The sequence below is a fragment of the Roseomonas sp. KE0001 genome (genome assembly GCF_016107285.1).
Lineage (GTDB): Bacteria > Pseudomonadota > Alphaproteobacteria > Acetobacterales > Acetobacteraceae > Pseudoroseomonas.
Genome location: NZ_RCVQ01000007.1, coordinates 60469 through 79040 on the forward strand (window position 1 = coordinate 60469; position 18572 = coordinate 79040).

The 18572-nt window shown below is 72.4% G+C and carries 17 protein-coding genes; 5 read left to right on the forward strand and 12 right to left on the reverse strand.

Going from position 1 to position 18572, the window contains the following annotated elements:
* The 3 genes from D9598_RS14685 to D9598_RS14695 form a co-directional block, all read right to left on the reverse strand.
* Nucleotides 1-1299, reverse strand: a complete 1299-nt coding sequence (locus D9598_RS14685; RefSeq protein WP_198367289.1) for a homoserine dehydrogenase — start codon at nucleotides 1297-1299, stop codon at nucleotides 1-3.
* Nucleotides 1296-2534, reverse strand: coding sequence for an LL-diaminopimelate aminotransferase (locus D9598_RS14690; RefSeq protein ID WP_198367290.1), 1239 nt, complete (start codon nucleotides 2532-2534; stop codon nucleotides 1296-1298). Before D9598_RS14690 ends, D9598_RS14685 begins: the two co-directional genes overlap by 4 nt.
* An 82-nt stretch (nucleotides 2535-2616) precedes the next feature.
* Nucleotides 2617-3108, reverse strand: coding sequence for a hypothetical protein (locus D9598_RS14695; RefSeq protein WP_232477315.1), 492 nt, complete (start codon nucleotides 3106-3108; stop codon nucleotides 2617-2619).
* Between the two features lie 382 nt (nucleotides 3109-3490).
* Here D9598_RS14695 and D9598_RS14700 point away from each other — a divergent pair, with 382 nt between their 5' ends.
* Nucleotides 3491-5308 carry an alpha/beta hydrolase gene (locus tag D9598_RS14700; protein ID WP_198367292.1) on the forward strand — a complete coding sequence of 606 codons (1818 nt, stop codon included), beginning with the start codon at nucleotides 3491-3493 and terminating at the stop codon, nucleotides 5306-5308.
* 45 nt (nucleotides 5309-5353) lie between these two features.
* On the opposite strand, the gene D9598_RS14705 is transcribed toward D9598_RS14700, so the two are convergent.
* Complete coding sequence (locus tag D9598_RS14705; RefSeq protein WP_198367293.1) at nucleotides 5354-6718, reverse strand: DEAD/DEAH box helicase; 1365 nt, start codon at nucleotides 6716-6718, stop codon at nucleotides 5354-5356.
* A 338-nt stretch (nucleotides 6719-7056) separates the two neighbouring features.
* On the opposite strand from D9598_RS14705, the gene D9598_RS14710 reads away from it, so the two are divergent.
* A complete protein-coding gene (locus D9598_RS14710; RefSeq protein WP_232477263.1) occupies nucleotides 7057-8067 on the forward strand; it encodes a tripartite tricarboxylate transporter substrate binding protein in 1011 nt (336 codons plus the stop codon).
* A 5-nt stretch (nucleotides 8068-8072) separates the two neighbouring features.
* Nucleotides 8073-9050: a hydroxyacid dehydrogenase gene (locus D9598_RS14715; RefSeq protein WP_198367294.1), complete on the forward strand. Its 978-nt coding sequence runs from the start codon at nucleotides 8073-8075 to the stop codon at nucleotides 9048-9050.
* A gap of 99 nt (nucleotides 9051-9149) precedes the next feature.
* Here D9598_RS14715 and D9598_RS14720 read toward each other — a convergent pair whose 3' ends face one another.
* Nucleotides 9150-9623 carry an Hsp20 family protein gene (locus D9598_RS14720; RefSeq protein ID WP_198367483.1) on the reverse strand — a complete coding sequence of 158 codons (474 nt, stop codon included), beginning with the start codon at nucleotides 9621-9623 and terminating at the stop codon, nucleotides 9150-9152.
* 212 nt (nucleotides 9624-9835) lie between these two features.
* Nucleotides 9836-10066: a 50S ribosomal protein L31 gene (gene rpmE, locus D9598_RS14725; protein WP_160939158.1), complete on the reverse strand. Its 231-nt coding sequence runs from the start codon at nucleotides 10064-10066 to the stop codon at nucleotides 9836-9838.
* 197 nt (nucleotides 10067-10263) lie between these two features.
* On the opposite strand from rpmE, the gene D9598_RS14730 reads away from it, so the two are divergent.
* Both D9598_RS14730 and pdxY read left to right on the forward strand, forming a co-directional pair.
* On the forward strand, nucleotides 10264-11016 hold the full coding sequence (locus D9598_RS14730; protein WP_198367295.1) for an SDR family oxidoreductase: 753 nt from the start codon (nucleotides 10264-10266) through the stop codon (nucleotides 11014-11016).
* A 26-nt stretch (nucleotides 11017-11042) separates the two neighbouring features.
* Nucleotides 11043-11903 (forward strand): pyridoxal kinase PdxY, encoded by an 861-nt coding sequence (gene pdxY / locus D9598_RS14735; protein ID WP_198367296.1) that lies wholly within the window; start codon nucleotides 11043-11045, stop codon nucleotides 11901-11903.
* Nucleotides 11904-11915: 12 nt separating this feature from the next.
* Here pdxY and D9598_RS14740 read toward each other — a convergent pair whose 3' ends face one another.
* The 6 genes from D9598_RS14740 to rpsI form a co-directional block, all read right to left on the reverse strand.
* A complete protein-coding gene (locus tag D9598_RS14740; protein WP_198367297.1) occupies nucleotides 11916-13502 on the reverse strand; it encodes an ABC transporter substrate-binding protein in 1587 nt (528 codons plus the stop codon).
* 72 nt (nucleotides 13503-13574) lie between these two features.
* The gene (locus D9598_RS14745) at nucleotides 13575-15539 is read right to left on the reverse strand and encodes a methyl-accepting chemotaxis protein (RefSeq protein WP_198367298.1); all 1965 of its coding nucleotides are present in this window, start codon (nucleotides 15537-15539) and stop codon (nucleotides 13575-13577) included.
* Between the two features lie 49 nt (nucleotides 15540-15588).
* Entirely contained in the window at nucleotides 15589-16245 is a 657-nt protein-coding gene (locus tag D9598_RS14750; RefSeq protein ID WP_198367299.1) for a hypothetical protein, read from the reverse strand.
* A gap of 80 nt (nucleotides 16246-16325) precedes the next feature.
* Nucleotides 16326-16874: a gamma carbonic anhydrase family protein gene (locus D9598_RS14755; protein ID WP_198367300.1), complete on the reverse strand. Its 549-nt coding sequence runs from the start codon at nucleotides 16872-16874 to the stop codon at nucleotides 16326-16328.
* A 60-nt stretch (nucleotides 16875-16934) separates the two neighbouring features.
* Nucleotides 16935-17939 (reverse strand): N-acetyl-gamma-glutamyl-phosphate reductase, encoded by a 1005-nt coding sequence (gene argC / locus D9598_RS14760; RefSeq protein ID WP_198367301.1) that lies wholly within the window; start codon nucleotides 17937-17939, stop codon nucleotides 16935-16937.
* Nucleotides 17940-18065: 126 nt separating this feature from the next.
* Nucleotides 18066-18569, reverse strand: a complete 504-nt coding sequence (gene rpsI / locus D9598_RS14765) for a 30S ribosomal protein S9 (RefSeq protein ID WP_198367302.1) — start codon at nucleotides 18567-18569, stop codon at nucleotides 18066-18068.
* Nucleotides 18570-18572: the final 3 nt, after the last annotated feature.

The window sequence follows — 18572 nt, forward strand, 5'->3', positions numbered from 1 at the left end:
TCAGAAGGTTTCGATGCGGATCAGCGCCGGCGGCTCCAGCACCGCCTCCAGGGCGACGATCCGCTGCAAGGCCGCGCGCATGGCCGATTCCTGGCAGTCATGGGTGGTGAGCACGACCGGCACGGCCTCGCCCGGCGCGCGGCCCCGCTGGATCATGGATTCGAGGCTCACCCCATGATCGCGCAGCACGCCCGTGACATCGGCGATGACGCCGGGCCGGTCGAGCACCATCAGGCGCAGGTAGTAGGCGCCGCGATGCGCGCTCATCGGCTGCGCCGGCGCCGCGGAGAGCGTGCTCGCGCCCCAGACCGGTGTGTGGCGCCCGCGCGCGATGTCGATCAGGTCGGCGGCCACGGCGCTGGCTGTGGGCCCCGCGCCGGCGCCGCGTCCTTCCAGCACGACGCGGCCGACGAAGTCGCCCTCCGCCACCACGGCGTTGAACACACCGTCGACCTTGGCGATGGGATGGTCGACCGGCACCATGCAGGGATGCACGCGCGTGGCGATGCCGCCCTCGGCCCGCTCGGCGATGCCGAGCAGCTTGATCCGGTAGCCGAGTTCCCGCGCCAGGCTGATGTCGAGCGCGGAGACGCCGCGGATGCCCTCGACATGCACCGCCTCGAAGGCGACCGGCCGGCCGAAGGCCAGCGCCGCCAGGATGGCGAGCTTGTGCGCCGCGTCGATGCCGTCCACGTCGAAGGAGGGATCGGCCTCGGCGTAGCCGAGCTTCTGCGCCTCGGCGAGCACGTCGGCGAATTCGCGGCCCGCCCCCTGCCGCTCGGCCTGCATGCAGGTCAGGATGTAGTTGCAGGTGCCGTTCAGGATGCCGGTGACGCGATCGATGCGGTTGGCCGCCAGCCCTTCGCGCAAGGCCTTGATGGCGGGGATGCCGCCGGCGACCGCCGCCTCGTAGGCCAGCGGCACGCCCGCCGCCTCGGCCTGGGCGGCCAGCGCGACGCCGTGCAGCGCCAGCAGGGCCTTGTTGGCCGTCACCACCGGGCGGCGGGCGCCGAGCGCCGCCTCCACCGTGGCACGGGCCGGGCCGGCGCTGCCGCCGATCAGCTCCACCACCACATCGGCCGGCGCCTCGGCGGCCATGGCCACCGGGTCGTCGTACCAGCGCAACCCCTCGAGCGGGACGCCCCGGTCGCGGCCGCGGTCCCGGGCCGAGACGGCGGTGACGACGATGGGCCGCCCGGCGCGGGCCGCGATGAGCTCGGCGTTCTGCCGCAGCAGGACCAGGAGCCCGGCGCCGACCGTGCCCAGGCCGGCGACGGCAACGGAAAGCGGGCGCGTCATGCGTTGTTCACCAGATCGGAGGAGGTCAGGCCGAGGGGCTCGGCGGCCGGCCCGCCATTGTCGGCCTGGAGGAAGGTGCGGATGCCGCGCAGCGCCTGCCGGATGCGCTGCGTGTTCTCGACCATGGCGATGCGCACATGGCCGTCGCCGTGCTCGCCGAAGCCCAGGCCCGGCGCCACCGCCACCTTGGCGCGGGCCAGCAGCAGCTTGGAGAACTCGACGCTGCCGAGATGGCGGAAGCGCTCGGGGATCTCGGCCCAGACGAACATGCCGGCCTCGGGCACCGGCACGTCCCAGCCGGCCTGGCGCAATCCCTTCACCAGCACGTCGCGGCGCTCGCGATAGAGTCGGCGCATGTCGTCGATGCAGTCCTGCGGCCCGTTCAGCGCCGCCGTGGAGGCGACCTGGATCGGCGTGAAGGCGCCGTAGTCCAGATAGGACTTCACCCGTGTCAGCGCCGCGATCAGCTTCGGATTGCCGGCGGCGAAGCCCATGCGCCATCCGGCCATGTTGTAGGTCTTGGACATCGAGGTGAACTCGACCGCCACGTCCCGCGCGCCCGGCACCTGCAGGATCGAGGGCGGCACGCGCGCGCCGTAGTACAGCTCGGCATAGGCGAGGTCGGAGAGCACGTAGATCTCGTGCTGCTTCGCGAAGGCGACGATCTCGCGGTAGAAGTCGAGATCGGCCATCAGGCCGGTCGGGTTGGACGGGTAGTTGATGATCAGCGCCGTCGGCTTCGGCACCGAGTGACGCACCGCGCGGTCAAGGGCGCGCAGCATCTCCTCGTCCGGCGTGTGCGGGATCGAGCGCACCGAGGCGCCGGCGATGATGAAGCCGAACTGGTGGATCGGGTAGGACGGGTTGGGCACCAGGATGGTGTCGCCCGGCGAGGAGATGGCGGCGGCGAGATTGGCCAGCCCCTCCTTCGAGCCCAGCGTCGCCACCACCTCGGTGTCGGGGTTCAGCGTCACCTCGAAGCGGCGGGCATAGTAGTTGGCCAGGGCGCGGCGCAGGCCGGGAATGCCCTTGGAGGCCGAATAGCCGTGCGTGTTCGGGTTCTGCACCGCCTCGACCAGCTTGGCCACGATGTGCGGCGGCGTCGGGCTGTCCGGATTGCCCATGCCGAGATCCACGATGTCCTCGGCCGCGGCGCGGGCCTGGGCCTTCGCCTGGTTGACCTCGGCGAAGACATAGGGCGGCAGGCGGCGGATGCGGTGGAATTCCTCGGTCATGGCCTTCTTGGGTCCGGAGTGGCGAAGGGGGCAGGATAGAGCGGCCGGCCGCGGCGCGGAATGGCGGGACGGAGATGCCGTGCTACAGCCGGGGCGGCGCCGGCGCCAGCAGTTCCGGCGCCGGCGGGGCCGGGGCGAGGAACTCCGCCGGCGGCGGGGCCGGGGCGGCGCCGGGGTCCTCCGGCAGCGGTGCCGCGGGCGTGTCCGGCGAGGCCGGCTGCCGGCCGACGGGCGGGGCGGCGGCGAGGCGGGCAGGCGCCGGCGGGCTCAGCGGGATGATCTCCGCCCCAACGGCGCCGGTCGGCGGCGGCGGCACGGGCTGCCCGGGCACCACCGGATCGCGCGACTGGCCGCGGGCCTCCGCCAGGCTGCGGCTCAGCGCCTCGCGGGCGGAGGGCGCGCCGCGGGCCGGGGCCGGCGGCACCGAGGCCAGGTTGGGATAGCCGCCATCGCTGCCGGGCGGCAGCGGGCGGCCCTGCAACGGCTCGCCGAAGGCGTTGCGGTAGAACTCCACCGGCCCCTCGCCCGGCGAGCCGACGCAGCCGCCGAGAGACGCCAGGGCCAGCAGCAGCACCGGCCATCCGCCGGCGCGCCGGGCCGGACCGGGGCACCCGTTTCCCTCGCGCTCGCTCCGCTGCCGCATCCATCCACCTCCGATCCGCTCCCCCGGCATTACCCCGGATCGCCAGCCGGGGGAAAGGCCGCCCCGGGAAAGCCCCCCGGGGAGAGGCGCCGGCGCGGCATGCCCGCTTGCCGTGGCCGGGAACTCGGCGGAGACTTCCGCCGGGGCGGCGGCGCCGCGCGGGACCCGGAGCGCCGAGACGGACCGGATCTGGCGGCGGGCCGCGTCATGCCCCAGATATGCTCAGCCCTCCACCCACGGCCGGCGATCCGGCGGGGGCGCGGGGCCAACACAGAGGCGCCGCCTTCATGCAGATGACGGCGCGGAGGGACGCATGGCTCACGACGACACCCCCCCGGACCCCGCTGCCTTCCGCATGCCCGACCCCGCCGTGGTCTCGCGCACCATGGCGGACGTGGCGGAGCGGGGCCAGCGCATCGTCGCCGACTTCCTGCGCCGCCAGTCCGGCGACACGCCTGGCCGCCCGGAAGGCCCGGACCCCGCGCATATCGGCGCCGCCTTCATGGAGATGACGGCGCGGCTGATGGCCAACCCGGCCCGCCTGATGCAGGCGCAACTCGGCTTCTGGCAGGACTATCTGACGCTCTGGCAGAACACCGCGCGCCGCATGTGGGGCGAGGAGGTGCCGCCGGTCATCGCCGAGGACAGCAAGGACCGCCGCTTCAAGGACGAGGCGTGGCGCGAGAACGAGGTCTTCGACTTCATCCGCCAGTCCTATCTGCTCTCGGCGCGCTACTTCACCAACGTCGCGCACGCGGCGGACGATCTCGACCCCAAGACGGCGCAGAAGGTCGATTTCTATACGCGGCAGTTCGTCGATGCGATGAGTCCGTCGAACTTCCTGATGACCAACCCCGAGGTCCTGCGCAAGACCGCCGAGAGCGGCGGCGAGAACCTGCTGCGCGGCCTGCAGAACCTGCTGTCCGACCTGGAGCGCGGCAAGGGCAAGCTGCGCATCCGCATGACCGACGAGAGCAAGTTCAGGATCGGCGAGAACATCGCCGTGACGCCGGGCAAGGTGGTCTACCAGAACGATCTGATGCAGCTCGTCCAGTACACGCCGACCACGGAGAAGGTGCTGAAGCGGCCGCTGCTGATCATCCCGCCCTGGATCAACAAGTTCTACATCCTCGACCTGCGGCCGAAGAACAGCTTCGTGCGCTGGGCGGTGGCCCAGGGGCACACCGTCTTCGTCGTCTCCTGGGTCAATCCCGACGAGCGGCTGGCCCAGAAATCCTTCGAGGACTACATGCTCGAAGGCCCCTACGCGGCGCTCGACGCGATCGAGAAGGCGACCGGCGAGAAAGGGGTGAACGTCATCGGCTACTGCCTTGGCGGCACGCTGCTGGCCTCGACCCTGGCGCACATGGCCGTCAAGCGCGACACCCGCATCCGGTCCGCCACCTTCTTCACCACCATGGTGGACTTCGCGGAGGCGGGCGAGCTCTCCGTCTTCATCGACGAGGAGCAGCTGAAGTCGCTCGAGGAGCGGATGCAGAAGCGCGGCTATCTCGAGGGCCGCGAGATGGCGACGACCTTCAACATGCTGCGCGCCAACGACCTGATCTGGTCCTTCGTGGTGCAGAACTACCTGCTCGGGCAGGAGCCCTTCCCCTTCGACCTGCTCTACTGGAACGACGACAGCACGCGCATGCCGGCGGCCATGCACAGCTTCTACCTGCGCCGCATGTACCAGCAGAACGACCTGGTGAAGCCCGGCACCATCACACTGGCCGGGGTGCCGCTCGACCTCGGGAAGATCAGGACCCCCGCCTATATCCTGGCGACGCGCGAGGACCATATCGCGCCCTGGACCAGCGCCTACCGCGCGACGCAGATCTATCAGGGGCCGGTGCGCTTCGTCCTCGCCGCCTCGGGACATATCGCCGGCGTGGTCAATCCGCCGGACTCCGGCAAGTACAGCCACTGGACCGGCGAGGAGATGCCGCCCCGCCCCGAGGACTGGTTCGGCAACGCGACCGAGTTGGCCGGCTCCTGGTGGCCGGACTGGCAGCGCTGGATCACCGCGCAGGACAAGGCCCAGGTGCCGGCGCGCCAGCCCGGCGACGGCGCCCTGCCGGTGCTGGAGGACGCCCCCGGCAGCTACGTGAAGGTGATGGCGACGGATTGAGGCCGCCCCGCGCCGGCACTCGCGCCGGCGCGGGTCGTGGGACGCTCAGCGCGGGTCGCGGAAGTCGCCGTCGCGCCAGTTGCGGTCCTTGCGTCCCGCGCCGTCACGGACCGGCGCGGCGCTCCGCCCGGCGCCGCGCGGCGCGCCCGGGGCATTGGCCGGCCGGCCCTGGCGCTGGCCATCGCGGCCGCCACGGGGCTGCCCCTGCGACGCGGGCCGCCCCCGGCCACCACGCGGCGGCTGCGGCTTCGGCGCCTGCTGCGCGGCCTCGGCCCGGCCCGCATCGCTGCGCCGGTCCTCGGCGGGGATCTTCATGGAGATCAGCTTCTCCACCGCCTTCAGCTTCGCAATCTCGTCCGGCGCGCAGAAGGCGATGGCCTCGCCGCTCGCGCCCGCGCGGGCGGTACGGCCGATGCGGTGGACATAGGCCTCCGGCGTGTCGGGCAGGTCGAACTGGAAGACATGCGTCACGCCATCCACGTCGATGCCGCGGCTGGCGATATCGGTCGCCACCAGGATCGGCGCGCGGCCGGTGCGGAACTCGGCCAGGGCGCGCTCGCGCTGGCCCTGGCTGCGGTCGCCATGGATGGCGTGCGCGTTGATGCCGTCCAGCACCAGGTGCTTGGCGACGCGGTCGGCGCCATGCTTGGTGCGGGCGAAGACCAGGGCCCGGCCGATGCCCGGCTGGCGCAGCATCTCCGAGAGCAGCACGCGCTTCTGCGCGGCGTCGATATGGATCAGCCGCTGCTCGACCCGCTCGGCCGTCGAGGCCACGGGGGTCACGGAGACCTTGGCCGGATCCTTCAGCAGCTCGTTGGCGATCCGGGCGATCTCGGCCGGCATGGTGGCGCTGAAGAACAGCGTCTGCCGCTTCGAGGACATCAGGCCGGTCAGCTTGCGGATCGCCGGCCAGAAGCCGCGATCCAGCATCTGGTCGGCCTCGTCCAGCACCAGGATCTCGACACCCTGCAGGCGGGCGGCGCCGGTCTGCACGTGATCGAGCAGGCGGCCGGGCGTCGCCACCAGGATATCGACGCCGCGGCTCAGCGCCTGGATCTGCGGCCGCGCGCCGACACCGCCGAAGATGACGGTGGTGGACAGGCCGAGGAAGCGGCCATAGGCCCGGATATTGTCGTGGATCTGCGAAGCCAGCTCACGCGTCGGCGAGAGGATCAGCGCCCGGCAGCCGCCACGCGGCGCCTGCGCCCGGCGTGCCGCCAGATGGTGCAGCATGGGCAGCGCGAAGGCCGCCGTCTTGCCGGTGCCGGTCTGGGCGATGCCCAGCAGGTCGCGCCCCTCCAGCACCAGCGGAATCGCCTGGGCCTGGATCGGGGTCGGGGTGGTGTAGCCCTCCTGCTCCAGCGCGCGCAGCAGCGGTTCGGCCAGGCCAAGGGCAGTGAAATCGGTCATTCAGGACACATCCAGTCTTCGGCGCGCGCCATGACGGCCGCACCGGTTGCGGGTCAGGACGCCCCGCGTGGATGGGTCGTACCGGGAGGAAGAGGTTCCGGGAGGCTCGCCCGGGGTCCTGGCCTGGACCGGTGCCCGCGATCGGGCCGGTCATTCACGCAACCAGGACTCAAGACCAAACCCGGGAAGCCGGGCCGGCGGGGCTCATATGCGCGCCTTGGGGCCATGATGCAAGCGCGAAGGCGCCGCGCCCGCGCCATGGCCAGGCCGCGGCCCGGCGTCTAGGCTGCGCCGGGCCCGTCGCTCACGGGCCACAGGATCTCCAAGGAACGTTCCCGATGCCGACCCGTCGCGGTTTGAACACCATGCTGCTGCCGGGGCTCGCCCTGGCCGCCGCCCCGGCCGCCCTCCTGGCCCGCCCGGCTCTCGCCCAGTCCGGTGGCGCCGCCGAATGGCCCGCGGCCCGGCCGATTGAGATGATCGTCCCCTATCCGCCGGCCGGCGGCATCGACATCATGGCCCGCCTCGCGGCGAAGCATCTTCCGAACCACCTGCCGGGCGCGCGTTTCGTTATCACCAACCGCGTCGGCGCCGGCGGGCAGACCGGCACGGAAGTGATCTATGCCGCGCGGCCGGACGGGCTGACCCTGGGCGCCATCGCCAGCCTCGGGCTCAGCGCCAAGCCGCTCGAACGTCCCGTGCGCTGGACGCTCGAATCCTTCACCTATCTGGCGCAGCTGGTCGACGATCCCTGCGCCTTCTGGGTGCGCGCCGATTCGCCGCTCAGGACCCTGGACGATCTCGTCGCCGCCGCCAGGAAGGGTGCCGAGACGGTGTCCGTCGGCACTGCGGCGGGCGTGGGATCGGACGATCACCTGCTGCTGCTGGCCTTCGAGGAAGCCACCCGGATCCGCACCCTCCACGCCCCCTATAACGGCACCGCGGTCGCCATCCGCGACCTGCTGGGCGGGCAGTTGGATGTCGCCTCCTACAATCTGAGCGAGGGGCTCTCCCTGCTGCGCGAGGGCCGCACCCGCTGTCTGGGCGCGGCGGCGCCGGAGCGCTGGCCGGCCATGGCCGAGGTGCCCACCTTCCGCGAGCAGGGCTTCGACGTGCTGGGCGGCTCGGCGCGCGGCTTCGTCGGCCCGCCCGGCCTGCCGGCCGAGATGGAGGCCAGGCTGGTGGAGGCCTTCCGCGCCTTGCTCGCGGACCCCGGATTCCAGAAGGAGGCGGCCGAGCTCAACCTGCCGCTGCGTCCCTTCGTCGGCGCCGAGTATCGCGAGGCCGTGCTGCAGGAGGCGGCGGTCGTGCGGGACCTGTTCCGGCGCCGCCCCTGGGGGGACCAGTGAGCACCATGCCGAGCAAGGTCCTGGTTCCCGATCCCATCCACGCCGACGGGCTGGCCCTGCTGCGCGCCGAGCCGGGCGTCCTGCTCCTGACGCCGGAGGAGTTGCCGCCGGCGGCGCTGGAGGCGGAGCTGGCCGAGGCGGAGGCCATGATCGTCCGTGGCCTGACGGTCGATCAGGCCCTGCTCGACCGCGCGCCGCGGCTGCGCTTCGTCTGCCGCCACGGGGTCGGCTACGACAATGTGGATGTCCCGGCGCTGACCGCGCGTGGCGTCCTGCTCTCCGTGACGCCGGAGGCCAATGCGGGCTCGGTGGCCGAGCACACGCTGATGCTGATGCTGACCCTGGCGCGCCAGGTGGTGGCCTTCAACGCGGGGGTGCGACGCGGCGAGTGGCGGGTGCCCGGCCAGTCGCAGACCTTCGATCTCGCCGGCCGCAGCGTGCTGATCCTGGGCTTCGGCCGGATCGGCACGCGGGTGGCGCGGCTCTGCGCCGCCTTCGGCCTCCGGGTGCTGGTGCACGACCCCTTCATCCCGGCCAATACGATCCGCGGCCTGGGCTACGAGCCGGCGCGGGACCGGGCGGCCGCGCTGGCCGAGGCCGATATCGTGACCCTGCACTGCCCTTCCAACGCGGAGACGCGCGGCATGGTCGATGCCGGCTTCCTGGCGGCGATGAAGCCGGGCGCGCAGCTGATCAATGCCGCCCGGGGCACGCTGGTGGACGAGGCGGCGCTGGAGGCCGCGCTGCGCTCGGGCCGGATCGGAGGCGCGGGGCTGGACGTGGTGGCGGTGGAGCCGATGCCGGCGCCGATCCCGCTGCTCTCCCTGCCCAATGTCGTGATGACGCCGCATGTCGCCGCGAGCACCGCCCAGGGGCTGCAGCGGATGGCCACCGCGGCGGCGCGCAATGTCATCGACTTCCTGGCCGGCGCGCCGGACCCGGACGCCATGATCAATCCGGAAGCGCTGCGCCGAAACGCCTGAGCCCGGGCATCCGGGCATGAAAAAGCCGGGGCATCTCCGCCCCGGCCAAGGATCGGGCCGGCCATGAGGCCGGCCCGGCGTGTCAGGCAGTCCCCGCCATCAGGCAGCCAGCGGCGCCGCCTGGCCTTCCAGGACCGGCTGCGCGGAGCGGCCGGTCGCGATCTCGATGCGGCGGGGCTTCAGAGCCTCGGGCACCTCGCGCTTCAGCGCCACATGCAGCAGGCCATTGGCCAGATCCGCGCCCTCGACCTGGATGTGGTCGGCCAGGACGAAGCGGCGCTCGAAGGCACGGCCGGCGATGCCACGGTGCAGATAGCGGCGCTCCTGCTCGGGCTGCGGGCTGGCCTTGCCGCTGACCAGCAGGACATTGTCCTGGGCGGTGATCTCCAGATCCTCCGGCGCGAAGCCAGCGACCGCCATGGTCAGGACATAGGAGTCCTCACCGGTCTTCTCGATATTGTAAGGGGGATAGGCGGGCCCCTCCGCCGCGGCGCGGGCGGTGTCCAGCAACCGGCCCAGCCGGTCGAAGCCGATGGCGGTGCGGAACAGGGGAGTGGTGTCGAACGACGTCATCATGGAGAGCCTCCTCGAAGCGAAGCAAGGGTCCGTTGCGTTGCGATCCGGCGCGGCTTCAGGCCCCCGATCGGGCGACCTTCTCGCAGCGGGATCACGCCGGCGGCCCCGAAAACCGGGCGCCGCTGGCATCATCGCATATGGAAAGCGCCACCCCCCTTTTCAAGGGAGTGGCGCCCAGAGCCTGGCTCTTTCGCGCGGGAGGCGGCGGCTCAGGCCTTCTTGCGCGCGCCGATGCCGGCGAACTTCTTGTTGAACTTGGCGATCTGGCCACCGGTGTCAATGATGCGCTGCTGGCCGGTCCAGGCGGGGTGCGACTTCGGGTCGATATCCAGCCGCAGGGTGTCACCTTCCTTGCCCATGCAGGACTTGGTCTTGTAGGTGGTCCCATCGGTCATGATGATGGTGATCTCGTGGTAGTCCGGATGGATATCGGGCTTCATCGTGGAGGCTTTCTGTCTGGAGCAGCCGATGCCGACCGGCCGCGCGTGAAGGCGGGCTTGTAGCCAGAAGCGCGCGCCGAAGCAACAGAAGCGCCCTCGCCGGCGCCCGGATTGACCGCGCGCCGCCGATCCCCGACCCTCCCCCGCCTCGACGCCGGCATCGCGGCGGATTCCAGGGCGGAAGGGAAGGAAGCCTCATGCGCCTCAAAGACAAGATCGCCCTCGTGACGGGCGCGGCCTCCGGCTTCGGCCAGGGCATCGCCGAACGCTTCGGGCGCGAGGGCGCCCGGGTGGTCGTCGCCGACATGAACCGGGAGGGCGCCGAGGCGGTGGCCCGCTCGATCGGCCACGGCGCCATCGCCGTCGGCGGCGACGTCTCCAAGGGGCCGGACGTGCAGGCCATGGTGGACGCGGCGGCGAAGGCCTTCGGCGGCCTGGACATCGTCGTGAACAACGCCGGCACCACGCACCGCAACGGCCCGATCCTCGACGTGGACGAGGCGACCTTCGACAAGGTCTATGCCGTCAACGTCAAGTCGATCTTCTGGATGACCAAGGCGGCGGTGCCGCTGCTGCGCCAGCAGGGGCGCGGCGGCTCGATCATCAACATCTCCTCGACCGCCGGCATCCGGCCGCGGCCCGGCCTTGTCTGGTACAACGGCACCAAGGGCGCGGTGAACACCATCACCCAGGCGATGGCGCAGGAGCTGGCGAAGGACAACATCCGCGTCAACGCCATCTGCCCGGTGATGGGCGCGACCGCCCTGCTGACGGACTTCATGGGCGTCGAGGACACGCCCGAGAACCGCGCCCGCTTCGTCGGCACCATTCCGCTCGGCCGCATGTCCACGCCGCACGACATCGCCAATGCCTGCGTCTGGCTGGGCGAGGAGCAGTCGAGCTTCATCACCGGCGTGCTGCTGCCGGTGGATGGCGGCCGCACCGCCTAGAGCAACCACCCGCCGCCGGAGGCCGCATGAACATCCTCTCCATCCAGTCCTGGGTCGCCTATGGCCATGTCGGCAATGCCTCGGCGGTGTTTCCGCTGCAGCGGCTGGGGGCCGAGGTCTGGGCGGTGAACACGGTGCAGTTCTCGAACCACACCGGCTACGGTTCCTGGCGCGGCCAGGTCTTCGGCGCCGATCTGGTGCGGGATCTGGTGCAGGGCATCGAGGACCGCGGCGCCCTGCCCGGCTGTGACGCGGTGCTCTCCGGCTATATGGGCGACGCGGCCATCGGCGAGGCCATCCTGGACGCCGCCGCGCGGGTGAAGGCGGCCCATCCCGGCGCCGTCTATTGCTGCGACCCGGTGATCGGCGATGTCGGACGCGGCGTCTTCGTCCGCCCCGGCATCCCGGACTTCATGCGCGACCGCGCCCTGCCCGCCGCCGACCTGCTGACGCCCAACCAGTTCGAGCTGGAATGGCTGACCGGCCGCAAGGTCACGACCCTGGCCGAGGCCAAGGCCGCGGCGGCGGCGCTGCAGGCCCGGATGGCGCCGGGCGGGCCGCGCAGCATCCTCGTCACCTCGCTGCAGGTGGCCGAGACGCCGGAGGATCAGATCGAGATGCTGGCCGCCGAGGGGGGCGCCTTCCACCGCATCCGCACGCCGATGCTGCCGCTCTCGGTGAACGGCGCCGGAGATGCCATCGCGGCGCTCTACCTGTTCCACCGGCTGCGCTCGGGCCAGGCCGAGGCGGCCCTCGGCGCCGCGGCCTCGTCGATCTACGGCCTGCTGCGCCGCACCGCCGAGGCCGCCTCGCGCGAGATCCTCACCGTGGCGGCGCAGGAGGAGTTCGTGGCGCCCAGCCGCGTCTTCCGCCCCGAGCCCTGCTGAGCCGCCCTCGCGTCAGGCGCGGCGCACGTTCAGCGGCAGCGCCATGCCGCGCCGGTGCCCGGTGAGGGTGCTGCGCCAGGCGCTGTCGATCAGGTACTGCCCGAGCGGATAGAAGGGCACATCCTCGAAGAAGCGCGCCTGGATGTCGCGCGCGATCTCCTGCTGCGCCGACAGGTCGGGCGCATCGAACCAGGCATCGCGCAGCTCCTCGAGCCGCGGGCTGGTGGGCCAGCCGAACCAGGCCTTCTCCCCATTGGCGCGCAGCAGCGGATGGCCGCCGGGATTGGCCAGGTCGATGCCGCCGAACAATACGATCAGCGCGCTCCAGCCGCCCTGCGCGGGCGGATTGCGGTTGGAGCGGCGCTGCAGCAGCGTGCCCCAGTCGGAGGTGGCGCTCTCCACCGACATGCCCACCTTCTCCAGCATATCGGTGGCGACGGCGGTCAGGTTGTTGTTGTTCACCACATCCGTCGGATGCAGCATCACCACCTTCTCGCCACGGTAGCCTGCGGCCTTCACCGCCCGGCGCGCCGCCTCGCTGTCGCGCGGGCCGGTCAGCGCCGCCATGCCGGCCGTGGAGGCCATCGGGCTGCCTTCGGGGAAGCAGCCGATCTCGTCACGCCAGAGATCGCGGTTGTCGCCCATGATGGCGGTCATGAAATCGGCCTGCCGGATCGCCGGCCACAGCGCGCGGCGCAGCGCCGGGTCGTTGAAGGGCGGGTGCAGGTGATTCGGGCGGAGCATGGCCACGAGGCCGCCGACATCCAGCCGCTCGACAACCAGGCCGCGATCGCCCCGCAGCAGCGGCCGCAGATCGGGCGCGACCTGCTCCCACCAGTCCACCTCCCCCGCCTGCAGGGCGGCGGCGGCCGTCGCGGGGTCAGGGATGTTGCGCCATTCCAGCCGCTCGAAATGCGCCAGCTTGGGGCCGGCGGTCAGGCTCACCGCGCCCGAGGCGGGGCTGTAGCCGTCGAACTTCCGGTAGACCACGTGGCTGCCCGAAACGCGCTCCTCCGCCACGAACCGATACGGGCCGGAGCCGACCACCTCGGTCAGGGCCCGGCCGGGATCCTGGCTCGCGAAGCGCTCCGGATAGATGAAGCAGGGGTAGGAGGAGACCTTGGCCAGGGCGTCCAGCATCGGGCCGAAGGGCCGGTTCAGCCGGATCTCGAAGCGGCGATCGTCCAGCGCGCGGATCTCGTCCAGGCGCTGCGCCAGCGTCTGGCCGTGGGTGTCGCGCAGCATCCAGCGGCGGATCGAGGCCACGGCATCGCGCGCCAGGACCTTCTCGCCGTCATGGAAGGTCGGGCCAACGCGCAGGGTGAAGGTCCAGCGCCGCCCGTCATTCTCGACCACATGCCCGGCCGCCAGTTGCGGCTGCGGGCGGAAGTCGAGATCCAGGCCGTACAGCGTGTCCCAGCACAGATGGCCGTGGTTGCGCGTCGGGTAGGCGGTCGTGTTCAGCGGATCGAGGATGCTGAGATCGGCCTGCGGGATGAAGCGCAGCACATGCGCCCCCTGCCCCTGCGCCAGGGACGGCCTGGCCAGGGCGGCGGCGCCTAGCCCCGCCGCACTGGTCAAGAAGCTCCGTCGCTGCATAGATCCCTCCACCCTGTGACCTCATGGCATTCTGCACATCAGGAGCGGAGAGGAAACGCCGGCCGGCCCGTCTCAGGCGGCGCGCAGCCGGCCCAGCAGCCCGTCCAGCTCCTGCCGCAGGCGCCCGCCCTGGGCGGCGAGGTCCTGGCTCAGCGCCGTCAGCCCCTCCGCCGCCTGCGTCGCCTCGCGCGTCGCCTGGCTGACCGCCGCCACTTCCTGGGTCACCCGGCCGGTGCCGGCGGCGGCCTCGCCGACATTGCGGGCGATCTCGCGCGTCGCCGCCCCCTGCTCCTCCACCGCCGCGGCGATGCTGCCGGCGATATGGTCCACTTCCGTGATGACCCCGGCGATGCCGCCGATCGCCTCGGCCGCGTCGCGCGCCGCCTGCTGCATGGCGCCGATCTGCGCGCCGATCTCGTCGGTCGCCCGCGCGGTCTGCGCGGCCAGCGACTTCACCTCGCTCGCCACCACCGCGAAGCCCTTGCCGGCCTCGCCCGCCCGCGCCGCCTCGATCGTCGCGTTCAGCGCCAGCAGGTTGGTCTGCCCGGCGATGTCGCCGATCAGGCGCACCACCTCGCCGATGCGCTCGGAGCTGTTGGAGAGAAGCTGCACCGTGGCATCGGCAGCGCTGCTGCGCTCCAGCGCGCGGCGCGCCACCGCCGCGGCCTCGGCCACCTGGCGGGTGATCTCGGCGATGGCGGCGGAGAGCTGCTCGGCCGCCGCGGCGACGGTCTGCACATTGCCCTCCGCGTCCTCCGCTCCGCGCGCCGCGCCCAGGCCGCGCTGCCCGGCGGTGGCGATGCCGGCCGCCAGATCGTCGGCGCGCTGGCGCAGCAGCGCGGCACTCCGGGCCAGCTCGCCGCCGACGCCCCCGATCGCGTGCTCGACCTGCTCGGCCAGGGCCAGCGTGGCCTCGCGCCGCGCCTGCTCCGCCTCGGCCCGGGCGGCCGCTTGCGCGCGGCGCAGGGCCTCGGCCTCGGCGCTGCCCTGGCGCAGCACTTCCATGGCCTGGGCCACGGCACCGATCTCGTCCCGCCGCTCCTGGCCGGGTACGGTGATGTCGACGCGGCCGCCGGCGAGATCCCGCGCCGCGGCGGCCAGGGCCTGCAACGGCCGCGCCAGGCGCGCCGCCAGCAGCAGACCGGCGAGCAGCGCCATCAGCGCCGCGCCCAGCGTCGCCAGCAGGGCCTGCCGGTCGGCGCTCTCGGCCCGGGTCAGGCGGTCCTCGATATCGACGCCGATCTCGACCAGCCCCAGCACCTGACCGTCGATGCCGAGCAGCGGCTCGGCGGCGGCCTGGAAGCGCCGTCCGCGATACTGCGCCGCGCCACCCTGGGATCCTGAGAAGGCCGCCTCCAGCTCGGCCGGGCTCAGCAGCGGCTGACCGCCGGTGGTCGAGCCGATCGACGCCAGGGACTGGCCGTCGCGGCGATAGAAGGTCAGTTCCGCCTGCCCCGCCTCACCCGCGCGGCGCGCCAGCCCCTCGCCGATGGCCAGGCCCAGATCGACCACCGCCGCCACCCGGCCGTCCCGCATCACGGGCGCGCCGGCGAAGACGCTGATATTGTCCCGGCCCGGCTCCAGCCCGACCACCGACCTGCCCTGGCGATAAGCCTCGCGCACCACGGTCCGGCGGTCGACATAGCGGTCGCCATGCGCCGCCGGGTCGTGCGCGCGCAGCAGCACCACGCCCGGCGCCTGTGACACCGTCAGGATGATGCGGCCCAGGCTCTGCGCCAGCGCCTTGTGGACCGGGGCGAGCTGCGCCAGCAGCGCCGCGCGGTCGCCGTCCAGGATGGCGGAGGCGACCGCCGGGCTGCGCGCCAGGCTCTCGGCCAGGGCGGCGGCGAGGCGCTTCTCCTCCTCCAGCGCGTTGCGCACGGCGGCGGCCTGGCGCGCCACGGAGGTTTCCAGCTCGGCACGGGCCTCGCCCGCCCGTTGCACGGCATTCAGCCCGAACAGCAGGGCCGAGGCCCCGAGGCTCGCCGCCATGATGGCGCCCGCGATTCTGATCCGCACCGAGTTGAAGTTGGGCATCCTGGCTTTCCCGACCCGTTTTCCGAGCCGCCAGAGTGCCGTCGCCGCCTTAAGGGGAGGTTGACATGGCCCCCAGCGGCGACAGTCCGCCCGGCCGGCGGCCCCACCCGCCCTCGCGGTCCATCGCCGCCACCGCCTCCTCCAGGCGCCCTGTCGCGATCGCGGCCTCCGGCAGCGGGCCCGGCTCGGCCAGCCTTTGCCGCGTGCGTTCCGGACCGGCCGGAAAGAGCGTCTCGGGAAAGGCGCCGCCGCTCCCGCCGCCCGCCTCGATGGCGCGGGCGGCGGCGGCCAGGGCGCCGATGGCCTGGTCCGGCAGGGCGGTCTCGGACAGGCCGATGGCCTGCCGCACCTCGGCCACCGCGCCGCGCAACGCCATCACCATGCCGGGCGGAAAGTCGCTGTAGCGCGGATCGGTGGCGATGGCCTGGGCGAGGAATTCCAGCCGGGCGGCGGCCCTCGCCGTCTCGGCCGGGCGGCCGTTCAGGCCGGCGGCCTGGTCGGCGAAGTCCCGCGCCGCCAGCCGCACGGCGCTGCGGAAGGGGTCCTGCGCCGCGGGGACCAGATCGAGCGGCAGTTCGGTGCGCGGCGGCGGCGTGCGCAACTCGGCGCAGGCGGGCAGCAGCAGCGCGGCCAGCGCCAAGGGAAGACAGAGCGGAAGGCAGAGCGACAGGCGAAGGGGCGGCGGGACGGCGGCGAATCGGCGCATGGCGGCGGCACTCCAGACAGGTCGGCGGGAGGATGCCGCAGGCCGGGCGGCGGCCAAAGCCACGCGCCGCCGCCGCCCGCTCAGCCGGCCGGATTGAGGATCAGCGCCGGCGTCAGCGAGGTGGTGTGGCGCTTGGCCAGCTCGACGTAATGCGCCGCGGTGCGGTCCCAGCGGGCGCGCTCCTCGGCGTCCATCACCCGCACCAGCCGCGCCGGAGCGCCGAGCCACAGCTCGTTGGGGCCGATGCGCTTGCCGGGCGCCAGCAGCCCGCCGGCGCCGAGCATGCCGCCCTCCTCGATCACCGCGCCGTCCAGGACGGTGGCGCCCATGCCGACGAAGGCGCGGTTCTTCAGCGTGCAGGCGTGGATAATGCAGGCATGGCCCACCGTCACGTCGTCGCCCAGGATGGCCTGCTGATCGCCGGCATTGACGTGGACGATGGTGCCGTCCTGGACGTTGGTGCGTGCCCCGATGCGGATGAAGTTCGTGTCGCCGCGCAGCACGCAGTGGTACCAGATGCTGGAATCGGCGCCGAGTTCGACATCGCCGATCACCGCTGCGCTGGGCGCCACGAAGGCGGTGGGATCGATGCTGGGCAGGCGGCCCTCGAAGGGAAAGAGCGGTGCCATGGTCCTGTCGTCATCCTCCTGCTGCGGCGCGGCGGTCGTCGCCGCCGCGCATCCCTGGTTTCAGGCAGCTTGCGCCTTCCCGCTCCCGCTGGCCAGAGGGGGGGAGGACGGGACGGCACGGCTGGCGGCATCCTCCACCGGGATGCCGAGCATGAGGCCGATGTTCTGCACCGCGGCGCCCGAGGCGCCCTTGCCCAGATTGTCCAGCCGCGCCACCAGCACGGCCTGCCGCCGCCCGGCATTGCCGAAAACCCTGAGCTCCAGCCGGTTGGTGTCGTTCAGCGCCTCCGGCTCCAGCTTCCCGCTGCCCTCGGCCGGCACCACGGAGACATAGTCCGAACCCCGGTAATAGGCGGAGAGCACCGCCTCGAGCTCGGCCGGGGAAGGATGGCCCGGCAGGGTGTCGAGGTGCAACGGGATGGAGACCAGCATGCCCTGGCGGAAGTTGCCGACGCTGGGGACGAAGATCGGCCGCCGGGTCAGGCCGGAATACTGCTGCAGCTCCGGCAGATGCTTGTGCTCCAGGCCAAGGCCGTAGAGCTCGAACTTCGGCGCCGCCTGGTTCTCATAGGCCTCGATCATCGCCTTGCCGCCGCCGGAATAGCCGGAGACGGCATTGACCGTGATGGGGTGGTCGGCCGGGATCAGCCCGGCCGCGACCAGCGGGCGCAGCAGCGCGATGCCGCCGGTCGGGTAGCAGCCCGGATTGGCCACGCGGGGCGCGGCGGCGATCAGCCCGGGCTGCTCCGGGGAGAGTTCGGGCACGCCATAGACCCAGTCGGGATCGACCCGATGGGCGGTGGAGGCATCGAGCAGCTTCGGCGCGGCCGCGCCCAGGCTGGCGGCCAGCGCGGCGGTCTCCTTCGCCGCCGCGTCGGGCAGGCAGAGCACCACCAGATCCACCTCGGCCAGCAGCGCCGCCTTGGCCGCGGGATCCTTGCGCTGCGCCGGGTCGATGGAGCGCAGCGCGATGCCGGAGATCCCTTCCAGCCGCTGGCGGATGCCAAGACCGGTGGTGCCGGCCTCGCCGTCGATGAAGATCGCGGGAATGGTGCCCTTGGCCATCTGGAGCCCTCCTTCGGGGATGATGAGGATAGCACGAAAGCAGAAAGGGCGGGCCCTTGCGGACCCGCCCTCGCCGATGAAACAGTCCGTGTCCCGGACCGGCGCCGAACGCCGGTCCGCCCAGCGTCAGCGCTTGCTGAACTGGAAGGAACGTCGGGCCTTGGCCTTGCCGTACTTCTTGCGCTCGACGACGCGCGGATCGCGGGTCAGGAAGCCGGCCTTCTTGAGGATGGGGCGGAGCGCCGGCTCGAAGTTCGTCAGCGCCCGGCTGATGCCGTGGCGGACCGCGCCGGCCTGGCCGGAGAGGCCGCCGCCGGTGACGGTGCAGTAGACGTCGAACTGCTGGTAGCGGTCGGCCACCAGGAAGGGCTGGGTGATCAGCATCCGCAGCACCGGGCGCGCGAAATACTTCGACGCCGCGCGGCCGTTGATCTCGATCGTGCCCTTGCCGGGCTTCACCCACACGCGGGCCACGGCATCCTTGCGGCGGCCGGTGGCGTAGGCGCGGCCGAACTGGTCCTTCTTCGGCTCGCGCGGGGCGGAGGCCTCGCCGGCGGCCGGGGTGCCGGCGACCAGGGTCTTCAGCTCGGCCAGCGAGGAGACGCTGTTGGAGGTCGTCTGTTCGCTCATGAT

Coding starts and splice junctions, on each gene's coding strand:
- rpmE (WP_160939158.1), bottom strand. CDS start 10,066: ATGAAGCCCGATATCCATCCGGACTACCACGAGATCACCATCATCATG.
- D9598_RS14715 (WP_198367294.1), top strand. CDS start 8,073: ATGCCGAGCAAGGTCCTGGTTCCCGATCCCATCCACGCCGACGGGCTG.
- D9598_RS14700 (WP_198367292.1), top strand. CDS start 3,491: ATGGCTCACGACGACACCCCCCCGGACCCCGCTGCCTTCCGCATGCCC.
- D9598_RS14685 (WP_198367289.1), bottom strand. CDS start 1,299: ATGACGCGCCCGCTTTCCGTTGCCGTCGCCGGCCTGGGCACGGTCGGC.
- D9598_RS14720 (WP_198367483.1), bottom strand. CDS start 9,623: ATGACGTCGTTCGACACCACTCCCCTGTTCCGCACCGCCATCGGCTTC.
- pdxY (WP_198367296.1), top strand. CDS start 11,043: ATGAACATCCTCTCCATCCAGTCCTGGGTCGCCTATGGCCATGTCGGC.
- D9598_RS14750 (WP_198367299.1), bottom strand. CDS start 16,245: ATGCGCCGATTCGCCGCCGTCCCGCCGCCCCTTCGCCTGTCGCTCTGC.
- D9598_RS14755 (WP_198367300.1), bottom strand. CDS start 16,874: ATGGCACCGCTCTTTCCCTTCGAGGGCCGCCTGCCCAGCATCGATCCC.
- D9598_RS14740 (WP_198367297.1), bottom strand. CDS start 13,502: ATGCAGCGACGGAGCTTCTTGACCAGTGCGGCGGGGCTAGGCGCCGCC.
- D9598_RS14730 (WP_198367295.1), top strand. CDS start 10,264: ATGCGCCTCAAAGACAAGATCGCCCTCGTGACGGGCGCGGCCTCCGGC.
- rpsI (WP_198367302.1), bottom strand. CDS start 18,569: ATGAGCGAACAGACGACCTCCAACAGCGTCTCCTCGCTGGCCGAGCTG.
- D9598_RS14690 (WP_198367290.1), bottom strand. CDS start 2,534: ATGACCGAGGAATTCCACCGCATCCGCCGCCTGCCGCCCTATGTCTTC.
- D9598_RS14745 (WP_198367298.1), bottom strand. CDS start 15,539: ATGCCCAACTTCAACTCGGTGCGGATCAGAATCGCGGGCGCCATCATG.
- D9598_RS14710 (WP_232477263.1), top strand. CDS start 7,057: ATGCCGACCCGTCGCGGTTTGAACACCATGCTGCTGCCGGGGCTCGCC.
- D9598_RS14705 (WP_198367293.1), bottom strand. CDS start 6,718: ATGACCGATTTCACTGCCCTTGGCCTGGCCGAACCGCTGCTGCGCGCG.
- argC (WP_198367301.1), bottom strand. CDS start 17,939: ATGGCCAAGGGCACCATTCCCGCGATCTTCATCGACGGCGAGGCCGGC.